General features: G+C 66.5%; 11 protein-coding genes. 4 read left to right on the top strand and 7 right to left on the bottom strand.

What is annotated here, in order from left to right; translation table 11 throughout:
• Positions 1 to 20: 20 nt before the first annotated feature.
• The 4 genes from PQ467_RS17405 to PQ467_RS17390 all read left to right on the top strand — a co-directional run bounded on the left by PQ467_RS17405 (position 21) and on the right by PQ467_RS17390 (position 6,995).
• A complete protein-coding gene (locus tag PQ467_RS17405) occupies positions 21 to 662 on the top strand; it encodes a TetR/AcrR family transcriptional regulator (protein ID WP_274176798.1) in 642 nt (213 codons plus the stop codon).
• Positions 663 to 1,097: 435 nt separating this feature from the next.
• Positions 1,098 to 2,378: an efflux RND transporter periplasmic adaptor subunit gene (locus tag PQ467_RS17400; protein ID WP_274176797.1), complete on the top strand. Its 1,281-nt coding sequence runs from the start codon at positions 1,098 to 1,100 to the stop codon at positions 2,376 to 2,378.
• Between the two features lie 19 nt (positions 2,379 to 2,397).
• A complete protein-coding gene (locus tag PQ467_RS17395) occupies positions 2,398 to 5,577 on the top strand; it encodes an efflux RND transporter permease subunit (protein ID WP_274176796.1) in 3,180 nt (1,059 codons plus the stop codon).
• 11 nt (positions 5,578 to 5,588) lie between these two features.
• Positions 5,589 to 6,995, top strand: coding sequence for an efflux transporter outer membrane subunit (locus PQ467_RS17390; protein ID WP_274176795.1), 1,407 nt, complete (start codon positions 5,589 to 5,591; stop codon positions 6,993 to 6,995).
• 42 nt (positions 6,996 to 7,037) lie between these two features.
• Here the strand turns inward: PQ467_RS17390 and PQ467_RS17385 are convergent, their stop codons facing one another.
• The 7 genes from PQ467_RS17385 to PQ467_RS17355 all read right to left on the bottom strand — a co-directional run bounded on the left by PQ467_RS17385 (position 7,038) and on the right by PQ467_RS17355 (position 17,706).
• Entirely contained in the window at positions 7,038 to 8,024 is a 987-nt protein-coding gene (locus PQ467_RS17385) for a DUF6607 family protein (protein ID WP_274176794.1), read from the bottom strand.
• 11 nt (positions 8,025 to 8,035) lie between these two features.
• Positions 8,036 to 10,183, bottom strand: a complete 2,148-nt coding sequence (locus PQ467_RS17380; protein WP_274176793.1) for a TonB-dependent hemoglobin/transferrin/lactoferrin family receptor — start codon at positions 10,181 to 10,183, stop codon at positions 8,036 to 8,038.
• 227 nt (positions 10,184 to 10,410) lie between these two features.
• A complete protein-coding gene (locus PQ467_RS17375; protein WP_274176792.1) occupies positions 10,411 to 11,169 on the bottom strand; it encodes a GntR family transcriptional regulator in 759 nt (252 codons plus the stop codon).
• 126 nt (positions 11,170 to 11,295) lie between these two features.
• On the bottom strand, positions 11,296 to 13,023 hold the full coding sequence (gene nagE / locus PQ467_RS17370; RefSeq protein ID WP_274176791.1) for an N-acetylglucosamine-specific PTS transporter subunit IIBC: 1,728 nt from the start codon (positions 13,021 to 13,023) through the stop codon (positions 11,296 to 11,298).
• Positions 13,023 to 15,539: a phosphoenolpyruvate--protein phosphotransferase gene (gene ptsP, locus PQ467_RS17365; protein ID WP_274176790.1), complete on the bottom strand. Its 2,517-nt coding sequence runs from the start codon at positions 15,537 to 15,539 to the stop codon at positions 13,023 to 13,025. The genes nagE and ptsP overlap by 1 nt, the downstream gene beginning before the upstream one ends.
• 5 nt (positions 15,540 to 15,544) lie before the next feature.
• Positions 15,545 to 16,684 carry an N-acetylglucosamine-6-phosphate deacetylase gene (nagA, locus tag PQ467_RS17360; RefSeq protein WP_274176789.1) on the bottom strand — a complete coding sequence of 380 codons (1,140 nt, stop codon included), beginning with the start codon at positions 16,682 to 16,684 and terminating at the stop codon, positions 15,545 to 15,547.
• Positions 16,681 to 17,706 (bottom strand): SIS domain-containing protein, encoded by a 1,026-nt coding sequence (locus PQ467_RS17355; protein ID WP_274177250.1) that lies wholly within the window; start codon positions 17,704 to 17,706, stop codon positions 16,681 to 16,683. Before PQ467_RS17355 ends, nagA begins: the two co-directional genes overlap by 4 nt.
• Between the last annotated feature and the right edge of the window lie 440 nt (positions 17,707 to 18,146).

Raw genomic sequence — 18,146 nt, 5'->3', positions numbered from 1 at the left:
ATTCTTATATACTGGCTGGTATGAAATTCGACCCTGACACTTTTGTGGCGCCCGGCTCAACGCATCAGGCCTCTGTCCATCGGGGTCGACCGCGCCAGTTTTGCCCGGAAGCGGCGCTGACAGCCGCGCTCAAGGTATTTTGGGCACGGGGCTATGAAGGCGCCTCGATGTCCGAATTGACCGAGGCGATGGGCATCACCAAGCCCAGCCTTTACGCCTGTTTCGGCAATAAGGAAGCCCTGTTTCGCAAGGCGCTCGACCTCTATGAAAAGGAAAAGCTGGCCTATGTGCGCGCCGGATTGACCGCGCCCACGGCCAAGGGTGTGGCCGAGGCTTTCCTGCGCGGCGCGCTGGCGATGCAGACCGGCAATGATCCGCGCGGATGCCTCAGCGTGGTCAGCGCGGTGGCCTGCACCAATTACGCCGACTCGATCCGCGACGAGATCACCTCGCTGCGCCTGGCCACCGACCGCGCCATCATCGAACGCTTTGAGCGCGCCCGCAGCGAAGGCGATTTCCCCGAAGACGTCGATCCGGCGGCTTTGGCGCATTACCTGACCGCGATTCTGCAAGGCATGACTGTGCAGGCCCGTTCAGGCGCTACCCCGGCCGAACTGGAGCGGCTGGTGGCGATGACGCTGGCGATGTGGCCGGGGCGTTAAGATAACTTACTCTATTTTCAAAGAGATAGATAAAAATTACCGCTCGGTATAAAAATCCGGTTGACGCTGCCGCCGTCCTATTTTATACCGCTTGGTATTGAAAGAGCACGGGCCGACTACCCCCCCGTCCACCAAGTGCAGGACCGTCCGTTCCTGCCCGGTTCGTCTCTTTCAAAGGGCGCCTGAACAGCGCGTCCAACCTCAGGCGCGGCGTTTACCCCAAACGCCGTCTGCCCAGACCGGTTCCCGTCCGGGGCGCAATCCCCACCCCCCCAACGCGTCGCGGACGGGGCCGGTTTTATCCCATCCCTGCGCGGGCTTCGTGCCCGCCGCCCGTCTCTACCCGGCGCGCCGGGGAGGGTCCGCTTGTGCGTCATGATGGCGCGTGGCGTTGCCGTCCCCTGCGCGTGTTCCTGCCTGCCCGGAGCCGATCCAATGGACATGCTGACCTCTCACCTCGACAATGCCTATGAGCGCGACATCACGCGCGACGCCCAGAGCGCCTCGGGCCAATCCCCCCGTTTCCGCCGTATCGCCTGGGCCGCGATCGCACTGGCGCTGGCGGGCGGCTTTGGCTGGCGAGCGCTGCATCATGATGCGGCCACCGCCCCCGCCATGCCGACCCCCACGCTAGGCGTGGCCACGCCCATGGTTGCCCCGGTAACGCAATGGGATGATTACGTCGGCCGCTTTGCCCCCAGCCAGAGCGTCGAAATCCGCCCCCGCGTGGGCGGCCAGATCACCGCGCGCCATTTCCGCGATGGCGATATCGTGCAAAAGGGCCAGCTCCTCTTCACCATCGACCAGCGCCCCTATCGCGCCGCTCTGGCCGAGGCGGCGGCCAATGTCGCCTCGGCCCGCAGCACGCTGGCGCTGGCCCGCAACGATCTGGCGCGCGCAAGCCGCCTGTCGGGCGATGAGGCGATTTCGGCGGGCGAACTCGATGGGCTCAAGGCCCGGCTTCAGGCCGCGCAGGCCGCCCTTGCCGCCGCGCAGGCGCGCCAGCAGGCCCGCGCGCTGGACATGGAATTCACCCAGGTCCGCGCCCCCATCGCTGGCCGCATTTCCGACCGCCGCGTCGATGTCGGCAATCTGGTGGCCGCGGGCGAAGGGGCCAATGCCACGCTGCTGACCACCATCAACGCGCTCGACCCGATCTATTTCACCTTCGATTCCTCCGAAGCACTTTACCTCAAGGCCCAGCGCAACCGGGCCAATGGCAACACCAGCACCCAGGTCGAAATCAAACTTCAGGACGAGCCGGATTATCGCCACAAGGGCAAGCTGGACTTTACCGACAACGGCCTTGATCCGCATTCGGGCACGATCCGGGGCCGCGCGGTGATGGCCAATCCCGGCCTGTTCCTGACCCCCGGCATGTTCGGCGCAATGCGGCTGAGCCATGGCGGCACGGTGCAGGCGCTGCTGGTTCCCGATGAGGCGATCCAGTCCGACCAGGCGCGCAAGACCGTGCTCGTGGTCGGCCCCGACGGCACGCTGGCGGCCAAGCCCGTCACGCTGGGTCCGGTGGTGCGCGGGCTGCGCGTGATCCGTTCGGGCCTTGCCCCCAATGATCGCGTCGTCGTCACCAATCTTCAGGCCGCGATGCCCGGCGCCAAGGTAAACACCCGCCCCGCCGCCATCACCGCGCAGGCGCCCGCCGCCCCCGCCGCGATCAACACCCCCGCCGCCGCGCAAGCGACGCTGGCGCGTTAAACCCAAAGGGCATCCCCCCATGCGCTTTTCCCGTTTCTTCATAGACCGCCCGATCTTTGCGGGCGTTCTGGCGGTGCTTATCACCGTGGTGGGCGCGCTGGCCTTCTTTGGCCTGCCCGTCTCGCAATATCCCGATGTGGTGCCGCCCACGGTGACCGTTTCGGCCCAATATCCCGGCGCCTCGGCCGAAACCGTGGCGGCCACCGTCGCCACGCCCATCGAGCAGGAAATCAACGGCGTCGACAACATGCTCTATATGAGCAGCCAATCCACCGGCGACGGCAAGGTGACGATCACCGCCACGTTCAAGATCGGCACGGATCTGGATGCCGCGCAGGTGCTGGTGCAGAACCGCGTGGCGATTGCCGTGCCGCGCCTGCCGCAGGAGGTTCAGAGGCTGGGCGTTGTCACACGCAAGACCAGCCCGGACTTTCTGATGGTGGTCAATCTGCAGTCGCCCGACGGCAGCCTGCCGCGCGACTATATCTCGAACTATGCGCTGACGCAGGTGCGCGACCGTCTGGCCCGGCTGGACGGGGTGGGCGATGTGCAGCTGTTTGGCGGGCGCGATTATGCGATGCGCGTGTGGATCGACCCGGCCCGCGCCGCCGCGCTCAACTTGACGGCGGGCGAAATCGTCGCGGCCCTGCGTGCTCAAAACGTGCAGGTTTCCTCCGGCGCTCTGGGCCAGCCGCCCTATTCCAAGGGCGAGGCATTTCAGCTTGGCGTGGAAACGCAGGGCCGCCTGACCGATCCCCAGCAATTCTATGATGTGGTGATCCGCACCGATGCCGCCGGCCATCAGGTCCGCGTGCGCGATGTCGCGCGCGTCGAACTGGGCGCGCAGGATTACAGCATCAACACCTATCTTTCGAACAAGCCCACCGTGGTGATCGCGGTAATGCAGCGCCCCGGCTCGAACGCTCTGGCCGCGGCCGCCCGCATCAAGTCCGAGATGGACACGATCGCCAAGACCTTCCCCAAGGGTCTGGAATATTCCACCATCTACAACCCCACCGAATTCATCAGCCAGTCGATTGACGCGGTCTATCACACGCTATTTGAAGCGGTTGTGCTGGTGGTGCTGGTGATCCTCATCTTCCTGCAAAGCTGGCGCGCGGCCATCATTCCGGTGCTGGCCATCCCCGTCTCGCTGATTGGCACGGCGGTGATGCTCTCGGCGGTGGGCTATTCGCTCAACAATCTCTCTCTGTTCGGACTGGTGCTGGCCATCGGCATCGTGGTGGATGACGCCATCGTCGTGGTGGAAAACGTTGAACGCAACATGGCGCTGGGCATGAGCCCGCTGGAGGCGGCGCGCACCTCGATGGACGAGGTGGCCACCGCTCTGGTCGCCATTGTGCTGGTGCTTTGCGCCGTGTTCGTGCCGACCTTGTTCATCACCGGCCTGTCGGGCCAGTTCTACAAGCAGTTCGCCGTCACCATCTCGACCGCCACGGTCATCTCGCTGCTGCTCAGCCTGACGCTTTCGCCTGCCATGGCGGCGCTGCTGCTGCGCGGTCATGTGGATGCCGCCCATGCCCATCTGCCCCGCTGGCCGCGGATGCTGCAGACGGGGGCCGACCGTTTCAACGCCGGTTTCGACCGGATGAGCGCGGCCTATGCCCGCCTGACACGCCGGTTGCTGGGCATGCCCAAGCGCATGATGGGGGCCTATGCCGCCCTGATCGCGGCCACGGCGGGCCTGTTCCTGATCACGCCCTCGGGCTTTATCCCGGCGCAGGATCAGGGCTATTTCCTGGCCATCGTGCAATTGCCCTCCGGCGCCTCGCTGGAGCGCACGGACGGCGTGGTGCGCGATGTGGCGGCGCGCATCCTGCCCATTCAGGGCATTCGCGGGGCAGTGATGTTTGCGGGCTTCCACGGTCCCTCGCGCACGTCTGCTCCCAATTCGGGCGCGATCTATTTCCCCTTCAAGAGCTTTGCCGAACGCAAGGCCTTGGGCGCGACCTATCAGGGCATCATGGATCAGGCCAACAAGGCCATGGCCGGTTATGACAAGGCGCGCATCATCCTTGTGCCGCCACCGGTCATTCAGGGCCTTGGCGCGGCGGGCGGCTATCGCTTCATGCTGCAGGACCGCGAAGGGCGCGGCTATGATGCGCTCAATGCGCAGGCCTGGGCGCTGATCGCCAAGGCCAATGCCGAGGCGGGCCTCAAGCAGGTCTATACCCTGTTCGATGTGAGCACCCCGCGCGTCTATGCCGATATTGACCGCCGCAAGGCCGACCTGCTGGGCGTGCCGCCCGAACGGATCTTTGAAGCACTTGAGGTCTATCTCGGCTCGGCCTTCGTCAATGACTTCAACCTGCTGGGCCGCACCTATCGCGTGACCGCGCAGGCCGACCCGGACCACCGCTCGACCGTGGCCGATATTGCCAACCTGAAAACCCGCTCGAACACCGGCGAAATGGTGCCGATCGGCGCGGTCGCCAATTTCGAGGACAAGACCGGACCCTATCGCGTGGTACGCTATAACCTGCAACCGGCGGTGGAAATCGACGGCGACACCGCGCCGGGCTTTTCGACCGGCCAGTCGCTGGCCACGATGGAAAAGCTGGCCGATACGACGCTGGCGCCCGGCTATGGCGGCGAATGGACCGACATTGCCTATCAACAGGCCCACGCGGGCAACACCGCCGCGATGGTCTTTGGCATGGCCGTGCTCTTCGTCTTCCTCGTGCTGGCGGCCCAGTATGAAAGCCTGACGCTTCCGCTCTCGATCATCCTGATCGTGCCGATGTGTCTGCTGGCGGCCATGCTGGGGGTCAATCTGCGGGGGATGGATAATAATATCCTGACGCAGATCGGCCTCGTGGTGCTGATCGCTCTGGCGGCGAAGAACGCCATCCTTGTGGTGGAATTTGCCAAGCAGGCCGAGGATGAGCGCGGCATGAGCCCGGTCGATGCCGCGGTCTATGCCTCGCAAACCCGCCTGCGCCCGATCCTGATGACCAGCCTTGCCTTCATCCTTGGCGCGGTGCCGCTGGTGATCGCCACAGGCGCGGGGGCAGAATTGCGTCAGGCTCTGGGGACGGCGGTGTTCTTCGGCATGGCGGGCGTCACCGGCTTTGGCCTGATTTTCACCCCCACCTTCTATGTGCTGTGCCGGAAGCTGGCGCTGCGTCTGGCCCGGCGTCGCCGGAACCATGACGGCGCGCTGCAACCGGCGGAATAAGGAAGTTTGCGATGACCCGCATCATTCCCCTCCTGTTGGCCTCCAGCCTGTTGGCAGGTTGCGCCGTAGGGCCGAATTACAAGGCCCCGGTTGCCAATGCCTCGGCCAAGGCTCCCTTTATGGGGGCAGAAACCCCGGCCTTCGCCGCCGCCCCCGCCGCTGATCAGTGGTGGACCATGTATGGCGATCCGGTGCTCGACGGTCTGGTCCGCGATGCTCTGGCCGCCAACACCGACATCCGCGTGGCCGCCGCGCGGGTGGAGGCCGCCCGCGCCAGCCTGACCGGCGCCCGCGCGCCGATCCTGCTGCCCGAAACCACGCTGACCGCCTCGGCCAATCGCCAGCGGATTTCCTCGATCCAGACCATTCCGGGCCAGTCGCGCGAGCGCTGGGCCTATGATGGGGGCCTTGCTCTCTCCTATGAGGTCGATGCCTTTGGCCGTTTGCGCCGGGGGATCGAGGCGGCCAAGGGCGATGCCGCCGCCGCGCAGGCCGATGAGGACGCCGTGCGCCTTGCGGTGGTGTCGGACACCGTGCGCGCCTATCTGGACGCGTCCACCAGCGCCGAGCGTGAAAAGGTGGCGCGCGATACGGTGGACCTGCTCGACCGCTCGATCCGCATCACCGGGGCGCGGGTTGATGTCGGGCGCTCGGACCGGCTGGATCTGATCCGCGTCACGGCCCTGCGCGATCAGCAGGCCGCCGCCATCCCCCAATTGCAGGCCGACCGTCAGGCCGCCCTGCTCCGCCTTGCCACGCTGACTGGGCGCAATCCGGGCGATCTGCCCGCCGCCCTGCGCGGGGTGATTGCCACGCCCACGCTGAAGCAGCCGATCCCGGTCGGCGATGGCGCGGCCCTGTTGGCGCGGCGGCCCGATGTGCGCGCGGCGGAAAGGCGCCTTGCCGCCGATACGGCGCGCATCGGCGTGGCCACCGCCGACCTCTTCCCGCGCATCACCCTTGGCGCATCGGCCGGGGCCAGCGCGCTGGGAGGTATGGATGTAACCGGCTCCTCGGCCTCACGCTGGTCGCTGGGTCCGCTGGTCAGCTGGAGCATCCCCAATATCGTCGCGGCGCGGGCGCGGATCGCGGCGGCGCGGGCCGAAACCAAGGCCTCGCTGGCGCAATTCGATGGCGCGGTGCTGGTCGCGCTGGAAGAAACCGAGCGGGCGCTGTCCAATCTTTCCTCGGCGCGGCAAAGGGCTGATACGCTGCAGCGCGCCCGCGATGAAGCGCTGCGCGCCGCCCGCATCAGCCTTGCCCGTCAGCGCGAAGGGCAGATCGATTTCCTGACCGTGCTGGATGCGCAACGCACGCTGGCCGGGGCCGAGGCCGATCTGGTGGCCGCCCGCCGCGCCTCTGCCTTTGCCGAGGTGGACGTGTTCCGCGCTCTGGCCGGGGGCTGGCAAGCGGCATGAACCCAAAAGGGCGGGGGTATCGCCTCCCCCCGCCCTTTCGCCTCAACCGGCGACCTCGGCAATCACCGCGCGGGCGGCGGCTATCGCCTTGTCGGTGCTGACTTTTCCGGCCTTCACCTCATCGGCCAGACCCATCAGCCTTTCGGCCCCCACCGATCCGGTCTCGGCCACTTCGGCCACTTTGACGCCCTGATGGCGGGCAATGGCCTCATCCCACGCCCCGCGCACCGCGGCCCAGTAATCCTTGGTCGCGGCCCAATAGCTTTCCGCCGCCGCCACATCGAACTTGCCATCGCGGACATAGGTGTTGAGGCCCGATTCCTGCACAAAGGGCACGATCTTGCCCGAGCCCGCCGGGTCGGGGCCTTCCTTCACATTGTCCTGCCAATGGATCCAGCCGGTGGGCGTGGGCGAATGGCGGTTGATGGCCAGATAGCGGTCATAGGCCGGATGGCGCACCGCATCGCGCCGGGCCAGCGGGCGCAGCGTCCAGCTCGACCGCCAGCGGCGCACCCCGCCCTCGTCGCTCCATTGGCCCCATCCGCCATAGCGCGGGGAATCGTCGGTCTGCCACACGGTCTGCGACCAGCGGCCTGCGCGCATCGCGGCCGGGATGGCTTCCAGCTTCCATTCCCCCTTGCCCGCATAGGTCAGGACATTTTCCGGCTGATAATTCCAATCCTGCCGCCAGTGTTTGATGACCATGGTCTTGCCGCCCTCATCCTTGACCACCAGCAGGTGTTGCAGGGCGATATGCGGGCCGGTGTCCTCGATCACGCGCACCACCTCATGCCCGCCCGACAGTTTGGACGGGATCGGCGTGTAATCGGCGCGCCAGCTTGTCGTCTCGCGCAGGTCGAAGGTAACCTTGTAATCGCCCGCCATGGCCAATATCGCGGCACGATCAGCGGCAAAGGCCTGGGCATTGGCCTGTGCTGAACGCGGGGCGATTGGGCCGTCGGCCATGGCGGGCGCTGCCGGGGTCATGGCCAGACCCAGCAGGAGGGAAGCAAGAAGGGCTTTCTTCATGGGAATTGTCCTTAGAAACGGGCGGTCAGCGAAACCGAGGCATTGCGTCCCGGCTGGGTATAGGCATCGGTGACACTCGAACTGGCCGCGAGGCCGCGCACATCGCTCCACCATGCGTATTTGGCGTTGGTCAGGTTGAACACGCCCGCGCGCAGTGTCAGCGCCTGTCCGATGCGGACATAGGCGGTGGCGTCGAGGATGGTGAAAGCACCGGGGCGATAGCACAGGCTGTTGCCGCAATCGGCGGCATTGGTGGCCGACATTTCCTTTTGCGCCGAATGGGTCATGATGAGCTGTCCGCCAAAGCGGCCCCCCGGCGCGTCATAGCCCAGCCCCATGATCAGCTTGAGCGGGTCGATGGTGGAGAGCGGAGTCCTTGCGCCATCGGTGCCGGTGACGGTGCCCTTGGCATAGGAAACGGCCATGCGTCCGGAGAGCCCGCTTTTGGCGCGCAGCATGACCTGCCCCTCGGCGCCCGATATGCGCACGCGGTTGAGGTTGATGAATTGATAGACCGCCGGATTGGCCGGGGTGAAGGCGCCGCTCACCACCTGCTGGCTGATGAAATCGCGGTATCGCCCGGTGAAGCCGGTGATCCCGGCGCTGATGCCGCCTTGGGCGATGCGGATGCCGCCCTCGAATGTCTCGCTGGTTTCCGGCTTCAGATTGGGGTTGGGCACCGAGGTATAGCCAAAGGCGAGGTTCTCGAAGAACTGGTTGACCTGCGTGGGCGCGGGAGCCTTGAAGCCCTGGGCGTAATTGCCGAACAGGCTGACCAGCCCCAGTTTCACCCGCGCGCCGATCTTGGGCGAAACGCGCGATCCGCTCTGCCCCTGCCCGGTGAAATTCGAAGTCAGGCCATCGCCCTTGGGGCTGAGCCGGTAATGGTCAAACCGCAGCACCGGATAGAGCGTCACCGCCTTGCCCCCCACGGCGATCTCATCGCCCAGATAGACGCCTGCCAGCGTGAAATCGGTGGGCGGAAAGGCGCGGGTGGGGAAAGTCTCGTTGGTGGGCGGCACGGTGCCGTCGCGCAGGCCCTCCTGCCGGGTAAAGCTGGCATCCGCGCCATAGACCAGCGCGTGGGACAGCGGCCCGGTGTTGAGGCTGGAATGCAGTTCGGCCGACAGGCCCAACACCCGATTGGCAAAAGTATTGAGCCGTGTGCGGTCGGCGGCGGTATAGCGATCCTCGGCCGAATATTCGCGATTGTCCGATTTCTGATACCATCCGGTGATCTGCGCCATCTCGATCGCGCCCGCCCCCTGCCATCGCCAATCGAGGCTGACCCGGTCACGCCGGACCGTATCGCGCCCGATCAGGCCGATCACGCTGGTCGAGGATGAGGCCGTTGGCGCAATGCCCGAGAGGCCGTTGGTGAACGTGTGATTGTCGAGATGATCGAGCGTCAGGCGCAGACGGTGTCCAGTAGAGGGCGCAAAAACCAGCTTGGCCAGCACCGCATTGGATTGGGTGTCCTGCGGATTGGCGGCGGTGCGGGTGGAATTGGCGGCAGTGTTGCTGCCCTTGTTCTCCTGCTCATGCCCATCGCGGCGGGTATAGGCGACCAGCGCCGACCACGCGCCCGATTGTCCCGCCAGAATGCCGGTTTCGGTGGCCTTGTTGTCGGCGGAATCATAAGCGACGCGGGCCAGACCGGCGATTGCCCGCCCGCCTTTCAGGAAATCCTCCGGGTCGCTGGTGATGAAGCTGACAGCACCCGCCAGGCCATCGCTGCCGTAAAGCGCCGAGGCCGGACCGCGCAGGATCTCGACCGATTTGACCAGGCCCAGATCGACATAGTCACCGCGCCCTGCCGCCTGCGCGCCGAACTCAAACCCATCGGGCACGCGCACGCCATCGACCTGCATCAGCACCCGGTTGCCCTCAAGGCCGCGAATGTTGAAACCGGCATTGCCGTCGCGCCCGGTGGTGCCGCTGGCCGCGCCAAAGCGGGCCGGGGCGCGATGCACCGAAACGCCGGGCTCGAAACGGACCAGATCCTTGATGTCGGCGGCCATTTGATCGGCAATCTGGCGCGCGCTGATGACCGAGACGGTGGCGGGAACCTCGCCGATGGTGGTGGGGCGGCGGGTGGCGGTGACGGTGATCGCATTCATCGGGTTGAGCGTGACGAGCGGGTCGCCGTCCTGCGCCATGACAGGCGCCGATGCACCTAGACATGCCGTGGCCAGCAGGACGGCGCGAAGAGCGGGACGCCCGGAGAGGGAAGAAGGGAAAGGTAGGAAAGAAATGACACGGCCCCTTAACTGCGATTGATTCGCAATAGCTTTTAAGGGACGCAGATGCAGATGGTCAAGCGGCGAGAGGCCCTCACCGCCGATTTTTGCGAATTATTCTCAATTAACCGGCAAAAGCCGCGCGATCAGCTTTGGCCCAATTCCGCGACCAGATCATAGGCGTCGCCGCGATAATAGCATTGCGCCACCTCGATCACCCGCCCATCAGGCAGAAAAGCGCGCCGGTCGATAAACAGGCAAGGATCGCCCTCCGCGACGCCCAGCAAGGCCGCATGTTCGGCGGTAAAGCCGATGGCGCGCACCCGCTGCAACACCCGCACCGGGCGCAATCCGCGCAGGTCGAGCGCATCATAGAGCGATTCCTCCACCGCCTCGGCCGAGGGCAGGCCCCAAGCCGGAACCGCCACATGTTCGAGCGCCATCGTCTCGCCATCGGCATAGCGGATGCGCTGAAACCGATAGACCGGCGATCCGGGCGAGAGGCCCAGTGAGAGCGCCTCATCGGGCGTCACGGCGCCTTCGCTGCGATCCAGCCATCGGCTCGTCGGCTTGCGCCCGCGCGAGAGCATGTCCTCGGAAAAGGAGGAGAGCTTGGAGATGCTCTTTTCCACGCGGCCCGGTTGGGCGGGCGCCGCGCCGCCGACAAAGGTTCCCGCGCCCTTGCGCCGCTCCAGCAGGCCTTCATCCACCAGCTTGTCGATCGCCTTGCGGATCGTCACGCGCGAAAGGGCATAGACCTCGCCCAATTCCCGCTCGCTGGGCAAGGCGCTGCCCACCGGCAGGCGGCGGCTGTCAATGGCATTGCGCAGCAGCTTTTGCAGCCGCAGATAGCGCGGCCCGGACTCGTCTTCATCCAGAACACCGACCTGATCGATAAAGGCCATAATACTCCCTTGCCCGGACATTCGGGCCTGCGCGGTCTGCGATCTGTCTTATCCAAAAAGGAATGAGGCTCGGCAAGACTTTAATATGTCTTGCCGAGCCTCCTCCTGCAAACGCCTGTCGATTGTTTATCTGTACCAGGCGGAAATGGTTTCGGGCGCAAAGAGCAAATGCCATTGGCCGCCCAGTTGAACGCTCCCGCGCAGGCCATGGGGCGCCAGCGCCGCCAGATCAGGCGCGCCCTGGGTTTCAACAACCAGACGGCTGGGCCCGACATGGATGGATGCGACCGGCCCCAAGGCGGCGCGCACCGGCGCGGGCAGCGATTGCGGCGACAATTCCGCCAGCCCTTCGGCCACGGGTTGCGCCGCGCGCGCCACCGGAGCCGCCACGCGCGCCACCGGCGCGGCGCGCATCGCCGCCTGCATCTCGCCCGCCACACTGTCGGCCTGCGGGCCAAGCACGACCTGAAGCCCCTGTGCCGAAGGGCGGATCAGCCCGCGTGCGCCCAGCGCCTTGAGCGCGGCCTCATCCACCGCTTCCTGCCGCGCCATGACCAAGCGCAGCCGCGTGGTGCATGCGCCCACCTCGACCAGATTGTCCGCCCCGCCCAGCGCCGCGACAAAAGCCGCGCCCCGGCCCTGCTCGGTGGAAACCGTCGCTGCCTCGGCGCTGTCCTCTTCGCGCCCCGGCGTTTTCAGGTCGAGCCGGACAATCGCAAAACGGAACACCGCATAATAAATCGCGAAATAGGCCAGCCCGACCGGGATCAGCACCAGCGGGCGCGTGGCTTTGGAAAAGTTCAGCACATAGTCGAACAGGCCCGCCGAAAAACCAAAGCCCAGATGGACATTAAGCAAGGACATCAGCGCCATCGCCGCCCCGGTCAGCACCGCATGCAGCGCAAAGAGCGCCGGCGCGAGGAACATGAAGCTGAACTCGATCGGCTCGGTCACGCCGGTCAGGAACGAAGTCGCCGCAAGGCTGGCCAGCATCCCGCCCGTCTCGCGCCGCTTTTCGGGCCGCGCGCTGCGATACATGGCAAGGCAGGCGGCGGGCAGGCCGAACATCATCACCGGGAAGAAGCCGCTCATGAAAGCGCCTGCCCCCGGATCGCCCGCGAAAAAGCGCCGCAGATCGCCCGTCACGCCATGATAATCGCCCAGCACGAACCATGCGATATTGTTGAGAATATGGTGCAACCCCGTCACCAGCAACAGGCGGTTGAGCAGGCCATAGGCAAACAGCCCAAAGGCCCCGCTGTTCAACGCCGCGCGCGAGGCGCCATCGACGCCCGCATTGATCGCATCATGGCTGAACCCCACCAGCGCGGCGAGCAGGACGCCGCAGGCCCCCGCGATGATCGGCACAAAGCGCTTGCCGCCAAAGAAGGCAAGGAAATCAGGCGGGCGGAAACCGGAGAAGCGATTATAGCCAAGGCCCCCGATCATGCCCGAGATAATGCCCAGAGGCACCGCCACGCGCCCGATCTGGCCTTGACGCCATGCGCCCTGCACCGCGCCGCGCGCCGCCTCGGCCACGCCCGCGACCACATCGGCAGGCACTTTGAGCAGCGCCTTGGCGCCCTCGCTGGCCACCAGAAAACACACGACCCCCGCCAAAGGCGCGGCCCCATTGCCGTCGCGGGCAAAGCCGGTCGCCACGCCAATGGCGAAAAGCAGGCCCAGATTGGCGAACATCGCATCGCCCGCCGCGCTGACAAAGGGCAGGTTCAACAGATCAGGCTGGCCCAAACGCAGCAGCAAAGCCGCCACCGGCAGCACCGCAATCGGCAGCATCAGCGCGCGGCCAAGGCGTTGCAGCCCCTGCGCGGCACCGTGGAACGCAGATGTCATCACGCCAGCCCTCCGATAAATTCCGCCGCCAGCGCGCGCACCTGCGGCGCGCCATCGGCCTCCAGCACACGCGCGGCCAAGCTGCGGCAATCGGCCACATCGACGCTGCGCACCAACGCCTTGATTTCCGACACCATTGCGGGCGCGACGGACAATTCGCCCACGCCCAGCCCGATCAGGATCGGCACGGCCAGCGGATCTGAGGCCAGGCCCCCGCACACGCCCACCCATTTGCCATGGCGCGCGCCCCCGGCGCAGGTCTGGGCGATCAGGCGCAGGACCGAGGGGTCCAGCCCATCCAGCCCCGCCGCCACCGCCGGATTGCCGCGATCCATCGCCAGCGCATATTGCGTCAGGTCATTCGTCCCGATCGACAGAAAAGCGCACTCTGCCGCCAGCGCATCGGCCATCACGGCGGCGGCGGGCGTTTCGACCATCACGCCGATTTCGGGCAGATCGACGCCCAGCAAAGCCGCCTGCGCCGCCGCCACGCCCTGCAATTCGCGCAATTCGGCAACGCGGGCTACCATCGGGGCCATGATCTTGACCGGCCGCCCGACAGCAGCGCGCAGAATGGCGCGCAATTGCGTGACCAGCACATCAGGCCGCGCCAGACCCACCCGCAATCCGCGAAGGCCCATCGCCGGGTTCTCCTCCGCCGCAATCGGCAGATAGGGCGCGGGCTTGTCGCCGCCAATGTCGAGCAAACGGATGACCAGCGGCCGCCCCTCCAGCGCATCGGCGATGGCGGCATATTGCGCGGTCTGCTCGTCCTCATCGGGCGCGCTTTGGCGGTCAAGAAACAGGAATTCGGTGCGCAGCAAACCGCAGCCCTCGGCCCCGTTCGCCACCGCAGGCGCGGCCTCGGACAGTTTGCCCAGATTGGCGAAGACCTCGATGCGGGTGCCGTCACTTGTGCGGCCCTGCTCATGGGCGCGCTCCATGGCGGCGGCGCGGCGCGCGGCGCGGGCCTCGATCATCGCGCGCACGCTGACCAGCCGATGCGCTTCCGGCGCGATTTCCAGCGCGCCGCCATCGGCGTCCAGCACCAAAGGCGTGCCTTCCTCCACCAGCAACAGCCCCTCGCCCAGCGCCACCAGCGCGGGCAGGCCACGGCTTGCCGCGATGATGGCGACATGCGAGGTCGGCCCGCCGCGCGCCGTGGCCAGACCGACCACACGCGACAGATCAAGCGCGGCCACCTCGCTGGGCATCAGATCCTCGGCCACCAGGATCGCGCCATGCGGGGGCAAGGGCGCTTCAGGCTCTCCGCCGCACAATTGCCATTGCAGGCGCAGTTCAAGGTCGAGCAGATCGCCCGCCCTTTCGGCAAAGCGCGGATCGGACAATTGGCGCAAAGCCTCGGCCTGCGCCCACAGCACCTTGCGCCAGCCCATCGCGGCGCTGGCCCCGGCGGCAATGGCGGCTTTCGCATCGCCCACCAGTTCCTCATCATCGAGCAGCGCCAGATGCGCGCCTAGGATGGCCTTCTGCTGGGGCGTTCCCGCCTCGCTCTGGGCGGTCAGGGTCGCGCGCAGGCCAGCCAGCGCGCCGTCCAGCAAGGCCGTCTCCGCGGCCTCGCCCTGGCTGATGGCGGCCAGTTCGGGTTCCGCGCGGCGGGGGCGCCACACATGGCCCACCGCAATCCCGGTCGCGGCCGTAACCCCGCTCAAACGGTCGCCCGGCTGGGGCGCGCGCGATACGGAGGGCGAAACGGGGTGCGTGACGGCCTGCTCGGCCACCGCCTCGGCAATGGCCAGATATTCGCCCATCCCGCCCGCGATCACCTCGCCCAGGGCATCGAGCGCCTCGCGCGCCTGCGCGCCGCGCGCCAACAGACGGATCGTATCGCCATGGCCCACGCCCAGCCGCAGCATGGCGCTCGGGCTGGTGATGGCGGCCGATGCTGCGCCCTTTTCGACCAGCACTTTGGCATCAAAGGCGCGCGCGCAGGCGGCCAGCCGTGCGCTGGGCCGGGCATGAAGGCCGTGGGCCAACGGCACGCGCAGCGTCAGCGACAATGCCTCGCCGCCAGCCTCCGCGCCCGTATCGGCCGCAGCCGCACCCGTGATCTGGCCCAGCACATCGCCCTTGGCCACCAGCCCTTGGGCGATCACCGGTTGCCATTGCCAGCCCTCGGCCTCGATCAGGATAATCGGCATGACAAGGCTCTTGGCCCGCCCCACCACCGCGCCCAGATCGACGCGCAGCAGAGCATCGCCCGCCGCCACCTGCTGGCCCACGCGCACCAGAGGCGCGAAACCTTCGCCCCCCAGCCGCACCGTTTCCAGCCCGAAATGCAGCAGCACATCCAGCCCCGGCGCGAGGCGCAGCGTGACCGCATGGCCCGCGGCATGCACGGCCAGTACCTCGCCGGGCGCGGGCGCGCAGACCGTATCGGCCAGCGGATCGATCGCCAGCCCCGGCCCCAGCAGGCCGCCCGCAAAGGCATCATCGGGCACCTCGGCCAGCGGGCTGATCCAGCCGTCCATCGGCGCGCGCAGATCCACAACCATCGCCCTTATCCCACAAAGCGGCAGGCGCCGCCGATCCACGTTTGCGCCACGCGTAGATCCGCGCCCAGCACGACAAAATCCGCCGCCATGCCCGGCGCGATCCGCCCGATCCGGCCCTCAAGGCCCAAAAAGGCGGCAGGCGTGGCCGAAGCCATTTGCGAGACCTGCTCCATCGGCAGGCCGGTCATGGTGATCGTGTTGCGCAGCGCCGTGGCCATGTCCAGCCCCGAACCCGCCAGTGTCCCGGCAGCATCGGTGCACATGCCGTCGCGCACATAGATCGGGCGGCCATCGAGCATGAAGGGTTGCCCCCCATTGCCCACGCCCGGCATGGCATCGGTCACCAGCATCAGCCGATCAGGCCCCTTGACCCGGCAGGCCAGACGCACCGCAGGCGTGGCCACATGGACGCCATCGACGATCAGCCCGCAATAGACATCGTCGCGATCAAAGGCGGCGCCGACCATGCCCGGCGCGCGATGCTGCAAGGGCGTCATCGCGTTATAAAGATGGGTGACGCCGCGCACGCCATGGTCGAAACCGGCGATGGCCTCTTCATAGGTGGCGTCGGTATGGCCCGCGCTGATGATCACGCCCGCACGGGCCAGCGCGACGATCTGTTCGGGCGCGGCCAGTTCAGGCGCGATGGTCAGCATCACCACGCCCCGGCGCGGGCGGCTCAGCAGCGCCATGGCGGCATCGTCCAGGCGGCGCAGGCGGGCCTCGCTGTGGATGCCCTTGCGCGCGGGGTTGATGAAGGGGCCTTCGATATGAACGCCGACAATGCCGGGCACGCCCTGGGCAATGGCATCGTCCACCGCATCGAGAGCGGCAGCCACCGCCTCCACCGAATCGCTGATCAGCGTGGGCAGCAGCGCCGTGGTGCCAAAGCGGGCATGGGCCGCCGCAATCGCGGCCACACCGTCGGCCGTGGGGCAATCGTTGAACAGCACGCCGCCGCCGCCATTGACCTGCGTATCGACAAAACCGGGCAGCAGGTAGCCGCCCTGCAGATCGATCACCTGATCGGCATGACCGGCATCACCCACCGACACGATCCGCCCGCCATCCAGCGTCAGGCGAACCGAGGACAACCACTGGCCCGCAACGAGGGCGCGACCATTAAGGACATCAACCGTGTTCATCGCGTGCGCGTCACCTTGGCCAGATAGGGGGGCTGATCGGGGTCATGGCCCCGCGCCTGCGACAAAGCGTTAGCCATGCGATAGAAGCTGGCAATCATCAAGATCGGCGCCAATTCATCGCGCGCGGCCAGGGCGGGCAGATGGGTCACACCCTCGGGCGCCTGCCCCTGCGCGTCGGCCAGCCAGACATGTGCGCCGCGCGCGGCAAATTCGCCCGCGATTGTGCGCACATCATCGCCCGTGGCATCGCCGCCCGCAAAGGCCAGCACCGGGAACCCTTCGCGCACCACCGCCATCGGGCCATGGCGCACCTCGGCGGCGGAGAAAGCCTCGCCATGCAGGGCCGAGGTTTCCTTGAGCTTGAGCGCGGCCTCCTGAGCAATGGCCAGACCATAGCCGCGACCAAGAATAAACAGGTTGGAGGCTTCGAGCAGGCCGCTGATCAGCGGGGTCCAGTCGAGCGCGAAAGACGCATCGAGCAGCGCGGGCAGAGCCTCGACATCGCGGGCCAGCGCCGCATCCCCCGTCCATGCCGCCACCAGCGCGGCAATGCCCGCCAGCGAGGTGATATAGGATTTCGTGGCCGCCACCGAACGTTCGGCTCCGGCATAGAGCGGCAGGGTGAAATCGGCCATCTGGGCCAGCGGCGAGGTTTCGTCATTGACCAGCGCGACTACGGTGGCGCCCGATGCCTGCTGGCGCTCGACCGTGGCCAGCATGTCCGGGCTGCGACCCGATTGCGAGATGGCAAGGCACAGGGCCGCGCCGCCTGCGGGGTGGACCACCGGGGCGTCATAGACCGAAACGGTCGAGAAAGCCGCCGAGGCCGTGGGCAGGCCAAGGCGAGTTTCGATCAGATATTTGGCATAGGTGGCCGCATGATCGGACGATCCGCGCGCGCAGGTGATGACAAAGGCGGGCGGGCATTGCGCCAGATGCGCGGCCAGCCGGGCCAGTTCGGCGCGATTGCCCGCCACAAAGCGCGCGACGGCGGCGCCTGCTTCGGCGGCCTCGGCATACATCAGGGTAGAGGCGAGAGGGGGGCGATGGTCATCAACAGAAGGGGTCACGGATTGGGTCCTGCCTTGCGCCGCCCCCGCAAGAGGGCAAGCTGTCATGCCGATTTGTCGGCAAGTGATATTTAATTGGTATTATTTTAAGCCTGCCCTCATTGCAACAGCTTTCATTCACCTTCGCAATTTGACGTATCATCGCAAATTTCCAACGCGCCGCTCATACCACCCGCAGATCAGCGCATTCCTAGAGAAAATTGTTTTCTATTCATGGCCTTGGCCGAAAATATCAGGCTTTTTGGACAGGCCAATCTGGCCCTCCACCCGCCATCCGGCCCATATTTGCAATACCAATTTGAACAAATGTGTCATTGAAATGACTTGACAGACTCGCCCATCCGGCGGATTTCTGGCCAGCGAACGGGGCAGATGCCGCGCAACATGCGCCA

The organism is Novosphingobium sp. KACC 22771 (genome assembly GCF_028736195.1).
Lineage (GTDB): Bacteria > Pseudomonadota > Alphaproteobacteria > Sphingomonadales > Sphingomonadaceae > Novosphingobium.
This window is presented reverse-complemented; position numbering and strand designations above follow the sequence as displayed.